Here is a 22,074-nt window from a genome sequence, read left to right on the forward strand (position 1 = left end):
GGGGGCGACGACGGACTTGCCGCCGACTTATGACAAGCCGCTCGGCGGCAGCGTAAGATCATTCATGGCGGGTGTGGTCTCCGGGAAATGGCTGGATCGGCTTAAGCAACCAAATCCTAGGTCATTTCAACGGCTTGCATCACAACCGCCAACCACCGTGAATTTTCGGGCTAGGCGGACTGCTCCAAGCTATTGTATCGCCTGAGAGGCCAAAGCTCGCCCAGCTTGGCGGCCGTTGCCAACACTGACGATGCTACTTTCTCGTGCCGGTCCGCAGTTAGGCGCGAGCTAGGTCCAGCGACGCTGACCGTGCCGACCGTCTGACCACCCGACAGAGTGATAGGAGCGGCAATCGCAACGACCCCAGGTTCAGCCGCCTCGTCCGAAATTGCCCAGCCTCGCTTTTTAGTCAGTTCGAGTTCCTTGATGAACTCTTCCAAAGAGGCCATCGATTGCTTGGCTATGCCATCCGCGCCGTCATTGATGGCAATACGGATTGCTTCTGGCTGACTGAGCGTTGCCAAGTAAGCTCTGCCGTTGGCGGTAGTACTCAAGCGGACGCTTGCTACCATTTCAGGCTGATACTTTAATCCATTTCGCGCGCCTTGCACTTGGGCAATCCATGTCAACGTCTCACCCTGTACGACCGCCATCCGAACGAGCTCCGCGCTCTCAGTCGACAGTTCCTCCAACACAGGCTGGCAGACGTCAGTAAGGTGGGTTGCGCTAAGGAACCGCTGTCCCAGAATGGCAAGCCTGAGCGTTAGCTTGTAAAAACCCGTAACGGGCTCCTGCTCTACCCAGCCAATTTCGCACAATAAATTGAGCATTCGGTGGGCAGCGCTTTTCTGGAGGTCGAGCTTTTCGGCGACTTCGCCGAGTCGCATCGACGAAGCCTCTTTTGCAAGCAGCTCAATGACTGCGAAACATCGCTCTACGAGAGAATTGACAACCCGCACACCGGCCTCCAAGACGTTCCAACAAGAACAGCATTCTAATCTCAGGGCCCTTTACGGGTCAAGATTATTCTAGGGCGATCTCGGCCGTGTCAATTCCTGAGAAGAAGCGCCTGTCTTTGCTTGCCGGCCCCGAGGCAAAGGCGGCTGGCGCGTGTCCTCACACGACGCCAATCAATTTGACACGTTGTCCTAAATGGAATATCGTTCTAACTTGATGGACGGTCGAGCCTTTCAGCCTCGACTTCGTTCTGAATACAGAACGCCGATCGGCTGTAGCCAAAATGCAGGCCTCTTCAAGGCCTGCTTTGTTGCGGGTTAAGTAAGGTCCGGGGATGGTCAAGCATTGGGATTTCGAAATTGACTTTTGCGTCGCAGGGGCGGGATCTGCGGGAAGCGTTGTCGCTGCGCGTCTCTCTGAAGATGACAGCTCCGTTTTATTGTTAGAGGCTGGTCCAAAAGATTGGAATCCGTTCATACACATTCCCGCAGGATACTTTTACTTATTAAAAAATCGTCGGCTTAACTGGATGTACAAGACGGAGCCGGATTCTGAGGGCTTCGATCGCAGCATTGTTGCTCCTGCCGGCAGAGGTTTGGGTGGCAGCAGTTCGATCAATGGAATCCTATTCGCGAGAGGACAAGCAGCGGAATACGACTGGTGGGCCGAACAGTTAGGCTGTCCGGGGTGGAATTACCGGGATTTACTACCCTACTTCCGAAAAGCCGAGACGTTTGAAGGCCAAGCTTCCCAGCACCGCGGCACGTTCGGCCCTGTCTCGGTTGCTCCGTTTCGCACCGTCCATCCTCTTGCACAGGATTTTGTGAGTGCGGCGACCCAGGCTGGATATGCCGAGGTTGCAGACATGAATGCGCCAGACAGGGAGGGCGCTAGCCTTTTCCAACAGAACCGCAAAGGTCGCTTCAGGTCGAATACTGCCTCAGCGTACCTGCGTCCGGCTTTGAAAAAGGGCCAAAATCTGCGAATCGAGACGAATGCACTTTGCACTCGGATTATATTCGATGGAAGGAAGGTGGACGGCCTAGAGTTTTTCCAAAACGGGAATACTCGACGGGTGAAAATACGGCGCGAGCTGATTATTTCGTGCGGAGCTCTGCGGTCTCCGCAATTGCTGCAGCTAAGTGGAATCGGGGATCCAGCTCGCCTGAACCAAATAGGGGTTCCGGTTGTTCATGCGTTGCCTGCGGTCGGCCAGAATTTTCGTGACCAGTATATCGTCAGGATTTCTCACCGTACGCGGGGTACACTTACGATCAACGAAATGAACACGTTCGCAACGATCGCCCTGGAGGGTTTGAAATACCTCACTCAAAATAGAGGACTACTAACTCTGGGAGCGAGTATGGCATCGCTCTTTTGTAGGAGTTCCCCTTTAGCAAAATTTTGTGATTTGCAGCTGATGTTCGCCCCAGTTAGCTTCTCACCATCGGTTCCGGGCGCTCTTGAAAAAGAAGGCGGCATGACCATCGGCGTGTTCCTAACGTGTCCGGATAGCAAGGGAAGTGTGTCGGTTCGTTCCTCGAACCCGCTGGAGATGCCGGTCATACGCCCGAACTATCTGAGCGCGCCAACGGACTGGCCGCGACTTCTTGTTGGGCTTCGGACTGCCCGGCAGGTATTCGAAATGGATGCCCTCAAACGGTGGAGTTTAGGTGAAACGAGGCCGGGACCTGGCCTGGCTACCGATGACGAATTATACGACTTTGCGCGACGCGTGGGGTCGACGGCTGCGCACTACACCGGCACGTGCCAAATGGGCTCAGACGATACGAGTGTTACGGATCCGTTGCTTCGCGTGCGCGGCGTATCAGGACTGAGGGTAGTCGACAATTCAGTCCTTCCCAGCCCAGTTTCGGGCGGGATGAACGCCACAGCAATAGCGGTTGCCGAGAGAGCTGCCGACCTCATTCGAGGACGCGTCACCCGTTCCTAATCGAGGCGGGGACGTGCTTTGCGGCAGTTGTCTGCGAGAGCATGTCAGACGTCCTAACGCGTGAAGCGTCTCGCCCGACAGATATTCCTGCGCGACTGCTCAAATTCGATGCTCTGGTCAATTCCTTAAGCCTGATCTGACTACTCCAGGACGCACTGCAGAACGGGGGCCTATCTATTCCATCGGAAATAGAGGATATGGCCACGTTGTCTGAGAGGGCGCAGCCAAAAAGGCGGTTCGAGGCCCTAGCGGTGAGCTTCCTCCTGCGAGCACCGCGCTGTCGAAGACACGCGTATCATTCGAAGCCGCACGCGCCGGGATCTGTCATGGCGAAAGCCGAATGGCTGAGCTACTCGAGCAAGACCGAGTGGGCAATTGATACGAATCTGAATGGACCCCTCGAAATGCCGAAGGCTATTACTCTTCAGAAATCTGGCTCGTACGACTTCGTCGATCGGCCCACAACGGAAGTTCTGTGTACTTAAACTTTCTGTCGTATCGGCGCACCGGGCGGTGTGGTTTTGAGGAGATAGAAAGCATCGTTGATCACGAATCCGTCTAGGCCTGTTGCCCGGGCGTAAGCTAGCAAGTCGCTTGCGCGATTGATGAAGCCGGCACCGTTGAAGTTCAGCGATGTGTTGCAAAGAACGCCGACGCCGCTTTTCGCCTTGAACGAGGTAAGCAGTTGAAACAGGTGCGGGTTCTGCTCCCGGGAAACGGTTTGGGCCCGCGCTGTGCCATCAACATGCGTAACGGCCTCCAATCGGCTATCGAGGACCTTCTGGAAAAGAAGCATGTAAGGCGATGGGCGTGCCAGGTCGAAGTGAAGCGCCACGTCCTCTTCAAGGCAAACCGGCGCGATCGGGCGGAAACCCTCCCGGTTCTTGATGCGGTTTAAGCGCTTACGGGTTGCCTTTGAAAAAGGCGCCGCTAGAATTGAGCGGTTGCCGAGCGCCCGCGGTCCGATTTCGCAATTTCCCTGTACCCAGCCGATCACCTTGTCACGGAGCAACGCCGAGGCTACCTGACCGTAGTCGAGTGGATGGACCTCAAGCCCGGTGCGATCAATTTCATCGAGTATGAATGGCTGGCCTGAATAGACATTCCATGTGATCTTCGTATTACCGGTGAAATGCCGCATTGCGTCGACTGCAGTCCCGATCGCCGAGCCTGTATCGTTTGTGCACGGCGGAATAAAAACATCGGAAAAAAGGTTCGTTTCGAGCCACCTGCGGTTCCACTCGCAATTCAAACCGCACCCGCCGGAAATCAGCAGCGGGTAGCCCTTTGTCAGGTTCTTCTTCGCGAAAGTGTGGAACGAATCGAAGATGGCGTCTGAAAATCGCCTGGCGACATTGGTGAACTTCTGGTGGGTTACGCCGACGTTGTAATAGGGCGACTTACGCAAATTCTCCTTGCTCAGCGAATGCAAGAAAGTGTCGTATGGAAGCAAGAAGTCGATCAGCGCCCGCTCGTCCCGGTCGGGCGATCCGGTCTGCCCATAGGCGCAAAGCGCCATTAACTTGCCGGAGTCTTCGTAGCGCAACTCTCCTTCGGGCAACGTGAATTTCGGATCGGCCAGCGCATAGAGGAAAGCGTACTTGTTCCCAGGACTCGCCATCACTTTCCCCAAATGCACAAACTCCAGGCGCTCATCGATTTCATAGAAATCACCGAGGCCCCCTTCCCAGATCAGCGCATAACAGGGCATTCCGGCGGGGAACGGTGACATGCCGTAGGAGCACCAAAGATGGGAGCGCTCGTGTGTCGAGGAATAGAAATGCACCTTTCTACCGAAGATCGTCTTCTCGCCGACAACCTCCGACCGCTCGGCTATGCCGTAGTAGCCGGCGGCTACGGAGCTGTCCGGCGCGATACCTTTCTTCAACCACCCACTGATAGCAACCACATCCGGAATGGCGTCCAGGCGCCCAGCCGCGTCGAGGACTGACGTCGGGGTGATGGTCGAATACCTGAGAAAGCTATCCTTCTCGGCCTCGTAGGAATAGGTGAGCTCGACTGCTGACGCATCTAGTGCTGCAATCGTGCCATCATGACCCGGTTTGAAGGAAATTACCCTCATGTGTTTCAAGCTCCTGCCCATAAAGATACAACCGTTGGACGCGGGAAAGATGAGGTTCCAGCTACGCGAGAGAAGATGCACGCCGCGTCCATAGCTCTAGGCCCCCGATAGGCAGTAGAATTGATTGGATATTCTTCTTCAGACGATGTGTTGGCGGTAACTCTCGCCCGAGACTGGGATTAGAAATGTCGTCGGCGACGACATAACCGGTGCCGACGGCTTTGGATAGAGTTCGTGGAACGCACTTATGCAATAGATTTTCTGCGGCTCGATCAAGCAAAACTCGATTACTTCCTGTAACCGCTCTTAGTTTTAATTGCATTTCCTTCGCCGAAAACAATATTAGCTTTCAGTCCGGCTCATCTGACCTTGTCATATGTGAAGATCTGCTTTTCCGCGGCAAAGTCGCAGCTCGTCACTATGCCGCCAGTCACACGCGCTAGCTCGGCCAGGTAGATCGTCGAACGGCCATAGGACGTCCCGAGTTCAAGAAGGGGACGCGCTGTCGGTGCCTTGACATAGGAATTCAAGACTCCTCCAGAATCCAGTCCAATAGAATTTAGAACGGCGGGGCCGCGTCCTTTAACGGAAGTCGTATGAGTTAGCGCAAATTGAGGCATTGCCGTTATAGCCTAAATTTTTTGTGCAGAGTTCTAATCGCCCTTACAGTTGGCCGTTATACAGCCGCAGGGACGATAACAAAAAACGCTTTGCCAAGCCGATGAACCATATTTGCACAAAATACCAGACTTAGGAAGGCTGATTGTGCTAATATTGTTTTATACAGTTGAAAACTTCTTTTAATATATGTCGCTCGTATTTCTATTGTTTGCAAATTCTCCATTACCTTATCATAGATGCAATAATGAAATCGATCGAATATACCTCTATAGGCCCCAGGGCTGCGAACCCTGGGCAAGCGGCGAGGGTGCGGCATCGTTCGGCGCTGCAAGAAAGTCGTATCGAGTAAGTGGCATGAGAGGCGCTGCAGCGAGCGGTGACCCCGAACACCGGCGGCCGCCCTCGCGCTCCGTCCTCATGGAACCTTTTCAAGACTATCTCGAAAAGCGCTGGGGAAGGCCCGCACGACGGGCTGCAGCTGTGGGACCGAATTAGGCCCCTGGCTTTGAAGGAAGCAGGGCGACCGTCTACAGGTGTACCGGCGCGCTAAGGAGCGGTATCGACCGCTCCGCCAAATTTGCGATGCGGTCGCCATGGCGCCGGAATTGTCCCTGGCTACTGAGCGAAGAACCGTAAGCGCCACACTGTCCCCTCGTGCGGCGCATGTTGAATGTGCGAACATCCTGCGATGGAGAGGAGGATCCGCACGCGTGGGAGCAGACGACAAAATGGGACGTCCAATTGGACGTCTCGACCAGTGGCGACGCAGGCAGGCTGGAGGTTCTGGAAGGTCCGACGGAACGTCGGGCTCGCACGCAGAGTGAGAAAGCCCGGATTGCGACCGAAAGGCTGATGCCGGGGGTGCAGGTTTCGGCGGTCGCCCGCAAGCATGGCGCGACGCGCTGTTAGGTCTAAGATTGGCGGCGACGCCTTCGAGAAGGACAACTGGCACTGCCGGAGAACATGGCGCCGCTGTTCGCGCCCCTGATGGTGGAGGAGACTTCGCCGCCGGCCCAGCGGCCGGGCAACCAGCCGAGAGTGGCGCCGGCGAAGGTGGAGATTGTGATCCGCGACGTGGTGATCCGAACGGCGGTTAACGTCGAGCAGTTGGCGCAGGTGATCCGTGCGGTGCGGGCCTCGCGATGATTGTGCCGGGTGCCGATCTGAAGATCTACATGGCGACCCGTCCCGTCGACTTCCGGCGCGGCCTAAACGGGCTGGCAGGTGCAGGAGCTGCTCGGCCTGGCCCATTCTGCGGGGCGGCCTTCGTCTTCCGGGCCAAAAGGGCTGACAGGATCAAGACTTTGGTGTGGGATCGCACTGGACTGGTGCTGGTGCATAAGCGGCTGGTGCGATGCGGATGGCGCCGACGATGTTCGCGCCCTTGTTCGAAGGGCTGGATTGGAGACTGGTCGCCCCGCGGGGGCACGGCGTCCGCAGCTTGCCGGAGAGTGTGTGCCAGTGACTCAGCGTTGTCTCCGGTGGCAGGAGCGCCGCCGGCTAGAGAGCAGCACCGTCAGCCAACTCAACCACGAGAAGTTCGGTGCCAAATCCGAGAAGCTGCATCCGGATCAATACCATCTGCCGCTCGAAGACGTGGAGATCGCGCAGGGTGTGCTCGACGCACGAAATACTGCCCTCGGACGGAAGCGCGTGCGCGAAGCCGCCAAGCCCGCCGATCAGCAGGCCGCCTGGCCTCACCGAAAGTCATCATACAGCCCGCCGCGCGCACGCGCGCGTGCCAATCATGCGGCCTTCGTCGTATGCGCACGGCTCAACGACGTCAATCCCGGCGCCTACCTCGCCGAAACCACGCCGTCATCAACGGCCACCCCCAGAGCGAGATCGAGGATCTCATGCACTGGCGATTCCGGAAAACGTCAAGCTCACATCCGAAGGCGATCGGTGAGGCGCTTACGAAGGACCGACATCTCTCGATGAGCAGACTGAGCGGTTTCTTCACCATCTCCATTTGCCAATCAGAAGGTGCCGATCAGGGTTCGGCAAAGCCTGAGCCGCTACCTGAACATCCGTTTGAGCAGACCATCACCCCAACATTTACTTCGGCTAATTTCAAGGGCTGTTCTGAGATCCCGGCTTTGGCGAGAACGGCATGCAATAGTATGTCAGCTCCGATGGCGCAGGATTCTGGATCGGTGTATTCACGCTCATTGTGACTCAGGCCACCGGCACTCGGCACGAAGATCATAGCAGCGGGTAAAACCGAAGCGAGCGCGATGGCGTCATGGCCGGCAACAGTAAGAATATCCTGTGCCTTGTGGCCACGCGCCCGTGCTGTCGCGCGCAACAAGTCAACGAGTTCCGGATCGAACTCGATCGGACCGAACTGAAGAGTGGATTCCAGGGTCATTGGCATACCAGAGCGTTGGGATGCCTCCTCAATGGCCTTTTCAAGATCTTCTGCCATGGCGCGCGCCCGCTCAGGGTCAGCATGACGGACGTCGCAAGACATGTGAACAGACTCAGCCACTGTCCCCCGGACATTCGGAAACACATTGATCCACGATGCATTAGATCGCCCATCGTTGCCGTAAGTGGCACCGACTTTTCTGATCGCAATAATTGCTTCTGCAGCGCCAACCAAGGCATCCTGTCGATCTGGCAACGGTTGAGCCAGATGTGCGGCACGCCCCGTGATAGTGAGATCGAAGTACTTTATTGTGTATGTTCCTGTGACGATCCCGACGGGAACACCAGCTCTCTCCAGATAAGGACCTTGCTCAACATGAAGCTCGAAATATGCCTCCACAGGTCTTCCGCCGACCGCCTCTTGCCCTGCCTCATTGAGAGCAGCCAGCGCTTCACCGATCGATATCCCGTGTAGATCCGTATCCGCCAACACCTGTTCAACAGTATTCTCTCCTGCAAATGCGAAAGCTCCGGTATTGCCAGGCACGAAGCGCACACCTTCTTCGTTAATCCAAACGACAAGCTCGATCGTGCGCTCGTTGGCAATGCTGGCATCCTGGAGGGTTCGCATGACCTCAAGGCCTCCAAGGACACCAAGGGCACCGTCGAACCGGCCGCCTGTTGCAACTGTGTCAAGATGACTGCCCACCATGACTGGAGGGAGATCTGGCTGTGTTCCGAGACGTCGAATGAAGAGATTGCCGACAAGATCGCGACCCACAGAGCAGCCTATTTCCATCGCCCACTCTACCAATAATGCCCGCGCCTCACTATCCTCAGGCGTCAACCCAAGCCGTCGGCACCCTCCGCCAGGCAGCGCTCCAATCTCCGCCATGGACATTAGCGATTGCCAGAGCCGTTCTCCGTCAATGTTTAGATTTCCTTGGCAAGTGATAGATGCCATTCTTGTCTCTCCTATTTGTTTTGCGGTCATTGTAGTCGGATGCGCGTTTTGTCGGCGCGCGAGCCGTTCGTCCCGAGGTGAACTCTCCACGAACCTGCTGGCTCTTTTCTCCCCTACTGCTCAAAAGCCTCTGGAGCGACTCTCTGATCGACAGGTAAGCCGTGGTGTAGAGGCAGCACCACTTCGGCAAGGCTGCGCTCCTGACTTCATGCCGGCGGAACGTTGTTCTTCTTCACCGTCCAGGTGGCGATATAGTCCATCAGGCCGGGGTTGAGGCAGTCATAGGGTTCGAGGCCGATCGACTTCAGCTGGCCGCGGATGCCGTCCATGCGGCTCGGATCGACACCGGATTCGATGATCGACGAGACGAAGGCGGTGAAGTCCGGCGGCGACCAGCCATCCTCTTCGAAGCGCTCGGGATGGATGAAGCTCAGCCCCTTGAACGGGTGGTCGCGCTCGACCGGGCCGTGCATGTGGACGCCGCAGCCGGTGCAGGCATGGCGCTGGATCAGCGCGCTCGGGTCGACCACCTTCAGCTTGTCGCCGTTTTCGGTCACCGTCACGTCGCTTGTACCGGCAACCGCCACGACCGAGAACAGTGCGCTTTCCGGCTTCCAGCATTTGGTGCAGCCGCAGGCATGGTTGTGGGCGATCTGGCCCTTGACCTTGACCTTGACCGGGTTGCTGGTGCAGGCGCAGACCAGCGTGCCGCCGGCAAAGTCGGCCTTTTCCCGGGGCAGTCCATTGTCGATTTTAGGATGCAGTTTTTCCGGCATTTTTGTCTCCTCCCGTGTTGAACATCTGCATTTTCGGCCGCTGGCTGGTTAGCCGGCGGCTTTCTCCTCCTCAGTAAACCACCACGCTCCTGATCGACTTGCCTTCATGCATCAGGTCAAAGCCCTTGTTGATGTCCTCGAGCTTCAGCGTGTGGGTGATCATCGGATCGATCTCGATCTTGCCGGCCATGTACCAGTCGACGATCTTCGGCACGTCGGTGCGGCCGCGCGCGCCGCCGAAGGCGGTGCCCATCCAGGTGCGGCCGGTGACGAGCTGGAACGGCCGCGTCGCAATCTCCTGGCCGGCGCCGGCAACGCCGATAACCACCGACTTGCCCCAGCCGCGATGCGAGGCTTCAAGCGCCTGCCGCATCACCTTGGTGCTGCCGGTGCAGTCGAACGTGTAGTCGGCGCCGCCGATCTGGTCGGCGCCGCGCTTGGTCATGTTGACGAGATGAGCCACGATGTCGCCGTCGATCTCCTTCGGATTGACGAAATGCGTCATGCCGAATTTCTCGCCCCATTGCTTCTTGTCGTTGTTCAGGTCGACGCCGATGATCATGTCGGCGCCGGCCAGGCGCAGGCCCTGGATGACGTTGAGGCCGATGCCGCCGAGACCGAAGACGACCGCCGTCGCGCCTTGCTCGACCTTGGCGGTGTTGATGACAGCACCGATGCCGGTGGTGACGCCGCAGCCGATGTAGCAAATCTTGTCGAACGGTGCGTCGGCATTGACCTTGGCCACCGCGATCTCGGGCAGCACGGTGAAGTTGGAAAAGGTCGAGCAGCCCATATAGTGGAACAGCCTGTCCTTGCCGATCGAGAAGCGCGAGGTGCCGTCGGGCATCAAGCCCTGTCCCTGCGTGGCGCGGATGGCGGTGCACAGATTGGTCTTGCGCGACAGGCAGGACGGGCACTGCCGGCATTCCGGCGTATAGAGCGGGATGACGTGGTCGCCCTTCCTGACCGAGGTAACGCCCTTGCCGACATCGACGACGACACCGGCGCCCTCATGGCCGAGGATGGCCGGAAACAGGCCTTCGGGGTCGGCGCCAGACAAAGTGAACTCGTCGGTGTGGCAGATGCCGGTTGCCTTGATCTCGACCAGCACCTCGCCCTCGCGAGGGCCTTCCAGCTTAACCGTCATCACTTCAAGAGGTTTGCCGGCTTGAACAGCGACGGCTGCACGGACATCCATGGTTGATCCTTGGAATGATGGTTGATTACATGTTCAGACAAATTTGGCAGCACGAGGCACCGTCGCGCGGATTGCCGCGACAGTCGCCAAGAAGCGACCAGATCCGCTCGAGCACTATGGAAGGCCGGCCAAACCGGTCGTCACCAACAATGAATAACACGATATCTGCTGCCAACATTTTCACGGCACCACGGCCACGACCTCGACCTCGATACGCGCGCCGGGATCTGGAAGAGCTGAGATACCGATTAACACCGACGCGGGTGGGGCGTCGGCACGGAGATAGCGGTTACGAACCTTTCGAACGGCTTCCATTATCCGCGGCTCTAGGTCTGTAATGTAATACGTAACTCGCGCAACGTGCTCAAAACCCAGGCCCGCGGCGATCAACGTACGACCAATACCCTCGAACACTGCCACGACTTGATCCTCTAAGGAGGACACGACCAATTTTCCATCGTCATCTACCCCGATATGTCCACTAGACACGAACATCCCACTCCCCTTGAGGATCATACCTTGAGAAAAGCTTGGCCTTGCCGGGTCTGAGGGAAAAACGGGGGTCAAATTACTTTCCATAGGGAAGCATTCTCCAACTGGATGATGTGCGTATTGTGATGCTGCTACCTGCCTGAAGCACGCTGAAGTCGTTCCTGTAGGGCAGCAGCTCGGCCCGCCAATCTCCCGGATGTAAATGCCCATCCCAAATGGTGGCCATGGCCTTCCAGGATAATTCCCCCCTGACCGGTTGCCCCAGCCGCATAAAGACCCGGGATGGTCCCACCACTTTTCGAGAGAACCTCCATAGAGGGCGAGATTTTTAAACCCCCTTCAGTCAAAACCCAGCTTCGAACCGGTCCGAGTGCGATGAATGGGGGCTGTAACAGACCTGGCGTTCCCTCACGGGGGCTATGATTGTAGTCCTCCACGGTTTTCTTAAGACTATCTGGAGGAACGCCGATCTTTGTGGCGAGATCACCCAATGAACTCGCCACATTATAGATATCTCTGCGATTTCGCCTGTAATCTGGAAGGTAGGCATAGGCTACGCCGGGAGCAGTCGATATATAGTTGGGCCAACCGCTGAATTTCTTGGCGAGGACGTTGTCGAGGATGATGTATGCTTCTTTTTTTGGCTGCTCCAGCACGGCGAACTGCGGCTTGTCACACTCGTCAGCGAACCTTTTGCCATCAGCGTTTATCAGGATCGCTCCGCTTTCATATAATTTCCGCTGGGGTTCCAGGACTGTCGTAAGAAACATCATAATAAAGGGTCGAATGACCGGCTGAGGCAGGGTAGCCATCGACCATTTCATCAGCAAGGCGAGGAGCCGGCTCGGCGGTAACATTGTCATGAGATTGATCTTCGGAGGTACGAACCGAAGCTGCGGGCCGCTGACCACGTCGCCGTTCACAATTTCTGCGCCAACGTCCAGTGCGAGCTGATGAGCGTCACCGGTGCTCGCTTCAACCAAAGCACCCGCTCGCGAGATGGCCTCACCGGCATAAATTCGTTTCATTTCTGCGTTGGCGCTGAAGTCACCGCCAGCTAGGACAACACCTCGGCGCGCAAAAAAACGGCGGAGTGCGCCATCAGCTTCCGCCTCGACACCGACAACCCTTCCGTTTTCGATAAGAAGACGATGGGCGCGATGATTAAGGCGGATATCCACCCCGAGCTCACGGGCGCGCCGATATAATGCGTGTGCGTACGCACGCGAATTCGGCAAAACGTTGTGCATGCGAGGAGCGCGGTGAGGAGGCTCGGGCATCGGGCCGAAAAAGACGACCCCCATGTCGAGCAGTTTCCTGAGAGTATCAGGAACATTTTCTACAAAGGCCTTACGAAGTTCGGGATTGTCTCGAGCCAACAGCCCTCCGTGAAACAGGGCCATGTCCTCAAAATGAGCTGCCGGCGTGTCGTGGATGCCAATAGCAGCCTGCATCGGCGATGCACTCGACGACAGGGAACCGATCGCCCAATTTGTCGTGCCGCCTGGTTTCGGATTCTTCTCGAGGACCAGTACCCGTCGCCCGAGTTCAGCTGCCTCGACCGCAGCGAACAGGCCAGAGCCTCCGGCTCCTACAACAATAACGTCTGCGGCAGTCACAGCGCTATCTGGCACGAATTCCCTCCCTTCAACCGAGCTTCCAATGTCGCCAACAGGATCCCGGCTCATAGCAATGTTGGTGCTGACTGCCTTTGACAGATTTGTCGTCCTTTTTTGGCAAGCCGGTTGACCAAGGCCGAGAAAGCGGATATTCGCTGTTAGAACATTATTCCAGATAGTATGACATGTCAGACATAGCAAGCGAATTTTCAAAAGGCGTGGCCCAAAAGCTCGTTGCAGCACATGGGAGCGATTATCGCGTTCCTGCCGATATCTCAGATCTGGCAGCGCTGACCCGCCCTCAGGCTTTGAGCATTCAGCATGACATTGTTGCCGCGCTGTCACCCACCGGCGGCTGGAAAGTCGCAGCTTTGCCGGACGGCGACCTGGTATCAGCGCCCCTCCTAAAGAGCCGTCTCTTTCATAGCCCGGCGTCGATTTCTCCGACGATCTACGGTCTCGGCGGCGTTGAGTGTGAGATCGCCTTCCATTTTGCGAGAGAGCCAGTCCCGGGCAGGGATGGCTTCGCCAGCCAGCACATCATTGAGGCTATCGACGGTGCTTGTGCAGCAGTTGAGATCGCAGATAGCCGGTGGGCGAGCAAGTTCTCAATTCCCCGCAATGCGATGGTCGCGGACCTGCTGGCGAACGGTGCTCTTATCTGCGGACAGCTAAATAAGAACTGGCGAGATAACCCTCTCGATGCCCTTCATGCTCGCCTTGGCATCAACGGAGAAACCGTGTGCCAGACAATCGGAGGCCACCCTCGCGGAGACCTCGTTGGACTCCTCGTCCTGTTGGCCAACGATCTTCGAACAAGGGGGATTGCGCTTCGGCCCGGCGAGATTGTCACGACAGGAAGCTACACCGGTTTTCATACCGCAAATCCCGGCGACCAAATTGTCGCCGAGTTTGACGGTTTCGCGCCCGTTTCGGTGACATTGAATAAATTTGAGAACAGCGGAGAAATCTATGCTTTGCGGTAAAGGCATGGTGGCCATCTGGAACGGGATATCCGAAGCGGGCCGCCTGGATTTCTATCAATGGCACATACACGAGCACATGCCCGAAAGAACCGGCATTCCCGGGTTTTTGCGGGGGCGACGCTTTCGAGCCGCAGACTCAGAAACCCATCCTGAGTTCTTTACCCTCTACGAAGTCGAGCAATTCGACGTTATCACGGGCGATGAATATGCTAGGCGTCTGAATGCACCGACGCCGTGGACGAGGCGCGCGACATCGCATTTTATCAATACCTCTCGCGGACTGGCGCGGGTTTTGTCGTCCAATGGTCCTGGGCCTGGTGGCGCCCTTGCCACAGTGCGCTTCCAGTCAGCCGCAGCCGATGACCAGCAAGCAGTCGATGAGCTATCGGAGCTCGTGCACAGCATCACGCCACTCCCGCTCCTGACTGGAGCGCATCTCTGCAAAGCGGATGAGGAGGCCACTCAGGCGCGCAGTGCGGAGAGTGAAGGGCGTACAGATTATGATGCGCCGCCCAATTGGTTTATTCTCTTGGAGGCATGCACCGTAGAGTCTTTAGAAGAACCGATACAGGCTGTTATGCAGCACCCTTTGGTCCGAGATGCGCAGGTGGGCCGCTACGTGCTGGAATATACGCGCTTAAAGACCGACGCTGCAGCCGGCTGACCTTAAGGGCATTGATATGAAACTTCTGCGATTTGGACCAGCTGGCTTCGAGCGACCGGGGTTGCTGGACGATGATGGATTTATTCGAGACCTTGGCAGCGTGGTGTCAGATATTCAGGCCAGCACGCTATCCCGTGCTGGCTTGGATATGTTGCGCTCGGTTGTTCCTTCGTCATTGCCGCGGGCGGACGACAGTGTTCGCCTTGGCCCCCCGGTGGCTGACGTCCGTCACTTTATCGCCGTGGGCCTGAATTACACAGATCACGCCATCGAAACCGATACTCCCATCCCAGACCAGCCGGTGATCTTTTCCAAGGCGCCGTCATGCATCGTTGGACCTCATGACGACGTCCAGATGCCACCTGCCTGCACAACGCTTGACTGGGAGGCGGAGGTCGCCGTCGTCATTGGCGAGCACGCCTTTGAGCTCGCGGAAGAAGAGGCGCTTTCAGCGGTGGCAGGCTATATGATCTGTCACGACGTATCCGATCGGGATTCCCAGATACATCGTGGCGGGCAGTGGATTAAGGGCAAATCTTCGCCAAGCTTTGGACCGCTCGGGCCTTGGCTGGTGACGGCGGATGAAATCCTCGATCCGCAGACCCTGAATTTGTGGCTTACGGTAAATGGCGTCGTCAGGCAGTCGGGATCCACAGCCAAGATGATCTTCCCGTTTACCCACCTGATCTCGTACATTTCCAAATTCATGGCGCTTGAACCCGGAGACGTCATCACGACCGGCACGCCTCACGGTGTGGGGCTTGGGATGAAGCCACCAGTATTTCTGAAACCGGGTGACGTAGTCGAGTTGGGCGCCGACGGGCTGGGCCGGCAGAGGCAAAATGTGGTCCTCCGACAGCCACGTACGGTTGGCGTCTGATGAACGCTCGGCGCCTCAGAAACATACCCGATTGCGTGCGAAGATATCACCGACCCCCGGCCCCTATGAATTGACAGGACCACAGCGCCATACTAGAACGATATTCCACGAAGAACGTCGTTTGAGTGTGGCGTGTTGGCGCTAACAGAGGGATTTATTATGACAGCTAAATGGACAGGTGTTTTCCCGGCGGTGACGACCAAGCTGCAGGAGAATGGCGCGGTTGATATCCTGTCGACGCAAAGCAGCATCGAGCGACTTATCAAAAACGGTGTTTCCGGAATCATCGTTCTTCCAATGTTGGGTGAGAACGCATCGTTGAAGCTGGCCGAAAAAGAAAAGGTCATTCGAGCCGCGAAGGAAGTCGTCGCCGGGCGAGTTCCGCTTCTTTCGGGCCTTGCCGAAGTTTCAACGGAGTCTGCGGCGGACACAGCGCGCAAGTTCCAAACCTTCGGGGCGGAAGGACTGATGGCTTTTCCAAGTATCGCGTACAAATCCGACGCCCGCGAAACTTCTGAATGGTATCGCACGCTTGCGGCTGAATGCGACCTCCCGATCATGATTTATAACAATCCCATCGCTTATGGGGTCGACGTGACGCCGGCGATCCTGCGGACTCTGGAAGATGTCGATCAGATCGTCTGCATCAAGGAGGAGTCTGGTGACATTCGGCGCGTGACTGATCTTTACAACGAATTCGGCGATCGTTTTGCAGTGTTCTGTGGCGTCGACGATTTGATCCTGGAGAGCCTCACCCTGGGCGTGACCGGGTGGGTTTCCGGCATGACGAATGCATGGCCTGAAGAATGCGTCCGCATCTTTGATTTAGGGCGAGCTGGAAAGTTCGCCGAGGCCTTGGCCTTGTACCGCGTCATGACGCCTGCATTTCATTTGGATACCAGCGTAAAGCTTGTCCAATACATCAAGCTCGCGGAGCACCTCGTCTACGGGGCCCCCGAGTGGACGCGTGCGCCCCGCTTGCCCTTGGTCGGCGAGGAGCGCGAAAAGGTCGTCGCTGTGATCAACGACACCATCGCCTCCTTGAGGAGCCGTAGTTCGAAAGCCGCATAAACGAGGTCAATAGCGGTCACTGTGCAGGCGCCAGCCTCCAATGGGAGTAGTGATGCAAAGCGATTCCTCGCAACGCCAAGAGGTGACTCCGGTGCTCGTGCTAAACGATCGCGACAATGTAGCGATCACACGGCGTTTAATAGCGCAAGGTGAGCTATTAGGCTCATTGGCGGTTGCCAAAGGTTCAATCCCGGCCGGCCACAAAGTCGCCATCAGGCCCATCAAGTTGGGGGACCCAGTTCTTCGCTACGGGCAGATCATCGGGTTTGCTACTAAACAGATAGAACCGGGCGCCCATGTTCATCTTCAAAACATGGCGCTAGGTGACTTCGACAAGGATTATGCTTTCGGCGCCGACGCTCGACAGACTGACTATGTCGACGCCCCGGCGACATTTTTGGGGATTCGCCGCCCAGACGGCAGAGCTGCAACGCGAAATTATGTCGGGATCCTCAGCAGTGTGAACTGTAGCAGTCACGTTGCCAACGTAGTGGCCGACGTATTCAAGAAAAATCCTTTTACCGGCACCGATCCTCTGGCTGAGTTTCCCAATGTGGATGGCGTCGTCGCATTAACACATAAAACTGGTTGCGGCATGACAGGCGGCGAGCCGCTGAATCTCCTGCGCCGTACGTTGGGAGGCTATGCTCGCCATGTCAATTTCAGTCATGTCATAGTTTTGGGATTAGGCTGTGAGGTCAACCAGATCGGTGGTCTGCTCGAAGAGCAACGTCTGGTGGGCCGGGTGCGCAGTATGGACATCCAGACCATGGGAGGCGCCAGAAAAACAGTGGCAGCCGCGGTTGAATTCGTGCGGGAGGTACTTCGCGATTCGAACGAGGTCACCCGACAGCCGATCCCTGCAAGCGAACTGATCGTCGGGCTTCAGTGCGGAGGTTCTGACGGCCTCTCAGGAGTCACGGCAAATCCAGCTCTTGGGGCTGCAAGCGATATGCTCGTGCGTCAGCGCGGCACAGTGATCCTGTCAGAAACTCCGGAAACATACGGTGCCGAGCATCTGCTGACGCGACGCGCCGTATCGCGCGAAGTCGGCGAAAAGCTGATCAGTCTTATGGACTGGTGGGATGCTTACTTCAAGCGAGAAGGGGCCGTAATGAACGACAACCGTTCGCCGGGTAATATGGCTGGCGGGATAAGCACCATCGTCGAAAAATCGCTGGGGGCGATGGCTAAGGGCGGCACGACCAGTCTCGTCGAGGTCGTCAAATACGGCGAGACGGTTAAAGGCCCTGGCTTGGTTTTCATGGACACGCCCGGGTACGACCCGGTGTCGGCAACCGGCCAGGTTGCAGGCGGCGCGAATCTTATCTGCTTCACGACGGGACGCGGCAGCGTGTTCGGCTGCAAGCCTGCACCCTCCATCAAACTTGCATCAAATACAGCCATGTACCAGCGCATGCAGGACGACATGGACGTGAATTGCGGCGAGGTCCTTACTGGGAGTGAGACCGTTGAAGAATGCGGCAAACGGATATTCGATCTGATCCTGCGCATCGCCTCCGGGGAGCGCACCAAAAGCGAGGAGTTCGACTTTGGCGCAGCCGAGTTCGCGCCATGGGTCCTTGGGGCCACGGTATAGTTCTCAAGAAGGTATATCCATGAAAGTCGTTTACTCGGAAGGTCACCGCAGCCACGACCCGCAAACGTTCATTCATCGCGGAAGGGTCGTGCAAAGCCCCGAGCGGCCCGAGCGTGCCGACATGCTTCTCTCGTCGGCAATTGGTGCCGGGCACGAAGCCCTCGAGGCCAGCCCAAGCGACGCCTCCATCCTGTCGCGCGTGCATACGGCGCGGTACCTCGACTTTTTGGAAAATGGCATCGACGAATGGCTGGCCCTGCCGCATGCCGGGTCAGAAATGGTACCTAATACGCATCCGAACCGCTTCGCGTCACACTACGCTAGCCATATCGTTGCACGAGCCGGATTCCACCAGGCCGACACAGCCTGTCCCATTGGACGCGGAACTTGGCCAGCAGCACGATCTAGTATCGATGTCGCTCTTAACGTCAGTGATTTAATTGCGCGTGGTGAGCGCCGTTCTTATGGACTTTGTCGCCCACCTGGCCATCACGCTTGCACCGAGATGGCTTGGGGATTTTGTTATCTCAACAATGTAGCAACGCTCGCCGAGTCGCTACGGATGAAAGGCGTGGACCGTGTCGCAATTCTCGACATTGATATCCACCATGGCAACGGCACCCAGCAGATCTTTTATGACCGGTCTGACGTTCTGACCGTCTCTGTTCACGCCGATCCCGACGGGTTCCCGGTTTTCTTCAGCGGCTATGCAGATGAGATTGGCTCTGGAGCCGGTGAGGGATTCAACCTTAATCTTCCCCTTGATCATGGCAGCGACAATGCGGCGTTTGTAAGCGCGATCGAGGCGGGAATGCGGAGAATAGAGGGTTACGGGCCCGATGTCCTCCTCGTTTCGCTCGGTCTTGACGCATATCGCGGCGACCCCCTCAGCGTGTTTGGCGTCACGACCGACGGTTTTCGTTACGCGGCCGAAGCCATGAAAGCATTCGACAAACCGATCGCCTTGCTGCAGGAGGGTGGATACCCTTGCTCTGAGCTAGGCGATAATCTTGCAGCATTTCTAGGATCTATTGAGGAGTAATCGAGGATTCGTGCCGGAACCATCAGACACAAGCTTCCCCTGACTTTTTTGCTCGGCATGCGATCGATGCAATTTGGCGACATCACTACCCGAAAATTTGCCCTCCTGCGTTTTCCAAGCTACGGGCTATATGGCGCGAGCTGCGCCTGATGTATTCGATGCCAATCTTGAATTTTAATTCTGTAAAGAACCTGACGGTGCAAAACGTCATCGGGAGCCTTCAGCGGATGATCGAAGTCGTCCTTGGGATCATGCGACATCCCAATGCGTTCCATGACAGTTCGTGACGCGAAGTTATCCACGGACGAGTTCGCGACGATTTCATTAAGCTTCAAAGTTTCGAAGCCGAAATCGAGAACGGCCGCTGCAGCTTCGCTGGCATATCCTTTTCCCCAGCAGTCTGGCTGTAACCTCCAACCGATTTCAACGGCCGGTGTGAAATGTGCTTCATAGTCAACGTCGGTAAGGCCGCAAAACCCGACAAATTCGGCCGGATCCGGCCGCTCAATTGTAAAAAGGCCGTATCCTTTGCGTCTGAAATGCTCGCGCTCGGCGTCTATCCAGGCCTCGACCTCAGCACGGTCGCGGAACTTTGAGAGATATTTTCCAACCCTCGGGTCTTCGACCATTCTGGCGATTGGTTCGATATCTTCGTCCTTCCATTCTCGCATCACCAAGCGTGCTGTGCGTAACACCGTCATCATAACCTCCAGGCCGCGACGCGATCAAGCTGCCGGGGACGCAGCCATGTGACGCCGTTCGCAAAGTAACCTGCGACGCCGCGGTTGACAAGCATGAAAGGATGGTGTTCCACTAAGAACACCGTTATAGATTGGCCGGCGAGGAAACCAGAGTGGCGCTCAAACCAGATTACGACGTTATAATCGTTGGCGGTGGGCACAACGGGTTGACAACAGCCGGTTACCTCGCACGCGCCGGCATCAAGACGATTGTACTGGAAAGACGCGGCGTTATTGGAGGCGCGGCGGTCACTGAAGAGTTCCACCCGGGCTTCCGCAACTCAGTCTGCTCATATGTTGTGAGCCTACTTCATCCGAAAGTTATCCGCGATTTGGAGCTCGGAGCCCACGGCTTGAAAATCGTGGAACGGCCTAGCTCGAGCTACCTACCTTTGCCCGATGGCGGCGCCATGGTCGTACCTGGCGACGTTGACGCAGCAGTGCGAGAAATCGCCAAGTTTTCACGGCTCGATGCCGAACGATTTCGCGTCTTCGATGATCAATTGCAAATTATTGCTGACGTAATTCGAGGCACATTGCTTGAAACACCTCCAAACATCGGCGGTGGAGTCGGGGACTTGCTCACACTCCTGACCTCAGGCAATCGTTTCCGTAAGCTGAAACCTGCCATGCAGCGAGAGTTCATAGACTTGATGACGATGAGCATCGGCGACTACCTGAACGAATGGTTCGAATTCGATCCACTCAAGGGAAATCTCGGGTATGAATCGATCGTCGGAAACATGGTCAGCCCCTATCACCCGGGGAGTGCCTATGTCCTTATCCATCACGCGCTGGGGGAACTCAACGGCAAAAAGGGTGCGTGGGGACATGCCATTGGCGGCATGGGCTCAATCACTCAAGCAATGGCACGGTCGGCGGAGTCGAAGGGCGCTGAAGTCCGCGTAAGTGCTGGGGTACGCGAAGTAATCGTGGAAAGAGGGGCTGCACGAGGCGTTGTGTTGGAAGATGGCAGTGTCATTCGAGCACGTGCTATCGCCGCCAACGTAGGCCCAAAATTGCTATATCTCAAACTGATCGACCAATCAGCACTCGACTCAGAGTTCCTTCGCCAAATCCAGGGATGGCGTTGCCGCTCCGGGTCTTTTCGGATGAATCTCGCTCTATCGGAGATGCCGCGCTTTAACGGATTAGACCTAGCAACCGATCCTAAAACGGCCCTCAGCGGCGGAATTCACATAGCATGGTCGCTCGACTACCTCGAGCGTGCCTATGACGATGCCAAGCGCGGCTCCTGGTCAAAGGAGCCGGTAGTCTCAATGAACATTCCGAGCCTTTACGACGGAAGCCTCGCACCTCAGGGGCGTCACGTTATGAGCGTCTTTTGCCAGCACTTCCATCCTCAGCTTTCTGGCGGTAAGACCTGGGACGACGTAAAGACAGAAGTGGCTGACCTGATCATCGCGACCATTGGTAAATACGCTCCAAATCTCAAATCGAGCATCCTCGGCCGGCAGGTACTGACACCGTTGGACTTGGAACGTGAGTTCGGCCTAGTCGGAGGCGACATCTTCCACGGCGCCCTGCACCTGGATCAGCTTTATTCTATGCGACCGGTGGGGGGCTATGCTCAATATCGCGGTCCCATACCCAACCTCTATATGTGCGGTTCCGGGACTCATCCTGGAGGCGGCGTTTCTGGCATGCCCGGCCACAACGCCGCACGGGAGATCATTAGAGATTTCAAGAGGCGTCGCATGGCCGCTTGACGGGGATTCGGCAGACAGCGATGGCGAGCGCATCCAGAAATTGAGCGAGTGCGCTTCTCCCTAGGAGATCTTGGGACGGCGCACAGGCGTGGCGTCGCGCATGGCCGCCGCGGTGTAAGCGTCGATTCCGAACGCAGCAAATCTCCGATTGGCGACATCATAGATGCTCCCTGCCTTCAGCTTGCATAAAGAATAAATGACGGCGGCCGCACGGTATCGATGTAGCGAGCAACCGCCTCAGCCACAGAGGAAACTAACGGGCAAATCTGCGGCTGCCGACACGCTTCAGGATGACCTGAGGCACGCCTCGTTGCAGGATTCTGGGAC

Annotated in this window: 18 protein-coding genes and 1 pseudogene; 11 read left to right on the top strand and 8 right to left on the bottom strand. The window is 56.8% G+C overall.

From position 1 onward, the window contains the following. Positions 1–170 precede the first annotated feature (170 nt). Complete coding sequence (locus EH240_RS27900; protein ID WP_125004634.1) at positions 171–959, bottom strand: IclR family transcriptional regulator; 789 nt, start codon at positions 957–959, stop codon at positions 171–173. A 332-nt stretch (positions 960–1,291) separates the two neighbouring features. Between EH240_RS27900 and EH240_RS27905 the strand changes: the two genes are divergently transcribed. Beyond that, positions 1,292–2,911, top strand: a complete 1,620-nt coding sequence (locus EH240_RS27905; protein ID WP_125004636.1) for a GMC family oxidoreductase — start codon at positions 1,292–1,294, stop codon at positions 2,909–2,911. A gap of 481 nt (positions 2,912–3,392) precedes the next feature. Here EH240_RS27905 and EH240_RS27910 read toward each other — a convergent pair whose 3' ends face one another. Beyond that, complete coding sequence (locus tag EH240_RS27910; protein WP_125004638.1) at positions 3,393–4,994, bottom strand: carbamoyltransferase C-terminal domain-containing protein; 1,602 nt, start codon at positions 4,992–4,994, stop codon at positions 3,393–3,395. Between the two features lie 1,584 nt (positions 4,995–6,578). Here EH240_RS27910 and EH240_RS39255 point away from each other — a divergent pair. The 3 genes and pseudogenes from EH240_RS39255 (at position 6,579) to EH240_RS39260 (ending at position 7,556) form a co-directional block, all read left to right on the top strand. Beyond that, positions 6,579–6,761, top strand: a complete 183-nt coding sequence (locus EH240_RS39255) for a hypothetical protein (protein ID WP_245436424.1) — start codon at positions 6,579–6,581, stop codon at positions 6,759–6,761. Then, positions 6,758–7,080: pseudogene (gene tnpB, locus EH240_RS27920) on the top strand (IS66 family insertion sequence element accessory protein TnpB). Before EH240_RS39255 ends, tnpB begins: the two are co-directional and overlap by 4 nt. Continuing rightward, positions 7,077–7,556: a transposase gene (locus EH240_RS39260; protein ID WP_245436426.1), complete on the top strand. Its 480-nt coding sequence runs from the start codon at positions 7,077–7,079 to the stop codon at positions 7,554–7,556. Before tnpB ends, EH240_RS39260 begins: the two are co-directional and overlap by 4 nt. Positions 7,557–7,608: 52 nt before the next feature. Here the strand turns inward: EH240_RS39260 and EH240_RS27935 are convergent, their stop codons facing one another. The 5 genes from EH240_RS27935 to EH240_RS27955 all read right to left on the bottom strand — a co-directional run bounded on the left by EH240_RS27935 (position 7,609) and on the right by EH240_RS27955 (position 13,049). Further along, positions 7,609–8,979, bottom strand: coding sequence for a Zn-dependent hydrolase (locus EH240_RS27935; RefSeq protein ID WP_125004640.1), 1,371 nt, complete (start codon positions 8,977–8,979; stop codon positions 7,609–7,611). 176 nt (positions 8,980–9,155) lie between these two features. Continuing rightward, entirely contained in the window at positions 9,156–9,725 is a 570-nt protein-coding gene (gene gfa / locus EH240_RS27940) for an S-(hydroxymethyl)glutathione synthase (RefSeq protein WP_125004642.1), read from the bottom strand. Positions 9,726–9,795: 70 nt separating this feature from the next. Then, complete coding sequence (locus tag EH240_RS27945; RefSeq protein ID WP_125004644.1) at positions 9,796–10,923, bottom strand: S-(hydroxymethyl)glutathione dehydrogenase/class III alcohol dehydrogenase; 1,128 nt, start codon at positions 10,921–10,923, stop codon at positions 9,796–9,798. 180 nt (positions 10,924–11,103) lie between these two features. Next, on the bottom strand, positions 11,104–11,502 hold the full coding sequence (locus EH240_RS27950) for a RidA family protein (RefSeq protein ID WP_125004646.1): 399 nt from the start codon (positions 11,500–11,502) through the stop codon (positions 11,104–11,106). Between the two features lie 44 nt (positions 11,503–11,546). After that, a complete protein-coding gene (locus EH240_RS27955) occupies positions 11,547–13,049 on the bottom strand; it encodes an FAD-dependent oxidoreductase (protein ID WP_245436428.1) in 1,503 nt (500 codons plus the stop codon). A 170-nt stretch (positions 13,050–13,219) separates the two neighbouring features. On the opposite strand from EH240_RS27955, the gene EH240_RS27960 reads away from it, so the two are divergent. The 6 genes from EH240_RS27960 to EH240_RS27985 all read left to right on the top strand — a co-directional run bounded on the left by EH240_RS27960 (position 13,220) and on the right by EH240_RS27985 (position 19,277). Then, a complete protein-coding gene (locus EH240_RS27960; RefSeq protein ID WP_125004648.1) occupies positions 13,220–14,020 on the top strand; it encodes a fumarylacetoacetate hydrolase family protein in 801 nt (266 codons plus the stop codon). Further along, positions 14,007–14,684 carry a hypothetical protein gene (locus EH240_RS27965; RefSeq protein ID WP_206075336.1) on the top strand — a complete coding sequence of 226 codons (678 nt, stop codon included), beginning with the start codon at positions 14,007–14,009 and terminating at the stop codon, positions 14,682–14,684. Before EH240_RS27960 ends, EH240_RS27965 begins: the two co-directional genes overlap by 14 nt. A gap of 16 nt (positions 14,685–14,700) precedes the next feature. Further along, on the top strand, positions 14,701–15,564 hold the full coding sequence (locus tag EH240_RS27970; RefSeq protein ID WP_125004652.1) for a fumarylacetoacetate hydrolase family protein: 864 nt from the start codon (positions 14,701–14,703) through the stop codon (positions 15,562–15,564). A 159-nt stretch (positions 15,565–15,723) separates the two neighbouring features. Beyond that, the gene (locus tag EH240_RS27975) at positions 15,724–16,635 is read left to right on the top strand and encodes a dihydrodipicolinate synthase family protein (protein ID WP_125004654.1); all 912 of its coding nucleotides are present in this window, start codon (positions 15,724–15,726) and stop codon (positions 16,633–16,635) included. A gap of 52 nt (positions 16,636–16,687) precedes the next feature. Further along, the gene (locus EH240_RS27980; RefSeq protein ID WP_125004655.1) at positions 16,688–18,235 is read left to right on the top strand and encodes a UxaA family hydrolase; all 1,548 of its coding nucleotides are present in this window, start codon (positions 16,688–16,690) and stop codon (positions 18,233–18,235) included. A gap of 19 nt (positions 18,236–18,254) precedes the next feature. Continuing rightward, complete coding sequence (locus EH240_RS27985; RefSeq protein ID WP_125004657.1) at positions 18,255–19,277, top strand: histone deacetylase family protein; 1,023 nt, start codon at positions 18,255–18,257, stop codon at positions 19,275–19,277. A gap of 119 nt (positions 19,278–19,396) precedes the next feature. Here EH240_RS27985 and EH240_RS27990 read toward each other — a convergent pair whose 3' ends face one another. Then, a complete protein-coding gene (locus EH240_RS27990) occupies positions 19,397–19,978 on the bottom strand; it encodes a GNAT family N-acetyltransferase (RefSeq protein ID WP_125004659.1) in 582 nt (193 codons plus the stop codon). 152 nt (positions 19,979–20,130) lie between these two features. Here EH240_RS27990 and EH240_RS27995 point away from each other — a divergent pair, with 152 nt between their 5' ends. Continuing rightward, entirely contained in the window at positions 20,131–21,747 is a 1,617-nt protein-coding gene (locus tag EH240_RS27995) for a phytoene desaturase family protein (protein ID WP_125004661.1), read from the top strand. Positions 21,748–22,074 lie beyond the last annotated feature (327 nt).

Source organism: Mesorhizobium tamadayense (assembly GCF_003863365.1).
Classification (GTDB): domain Bacteria; phylum Pseudomonadota; class Alphaproteobacteria; order Rhizobiales; family Rhizobiaceae; genus Mesorhizobium; species Mesorhizobium tamadayense.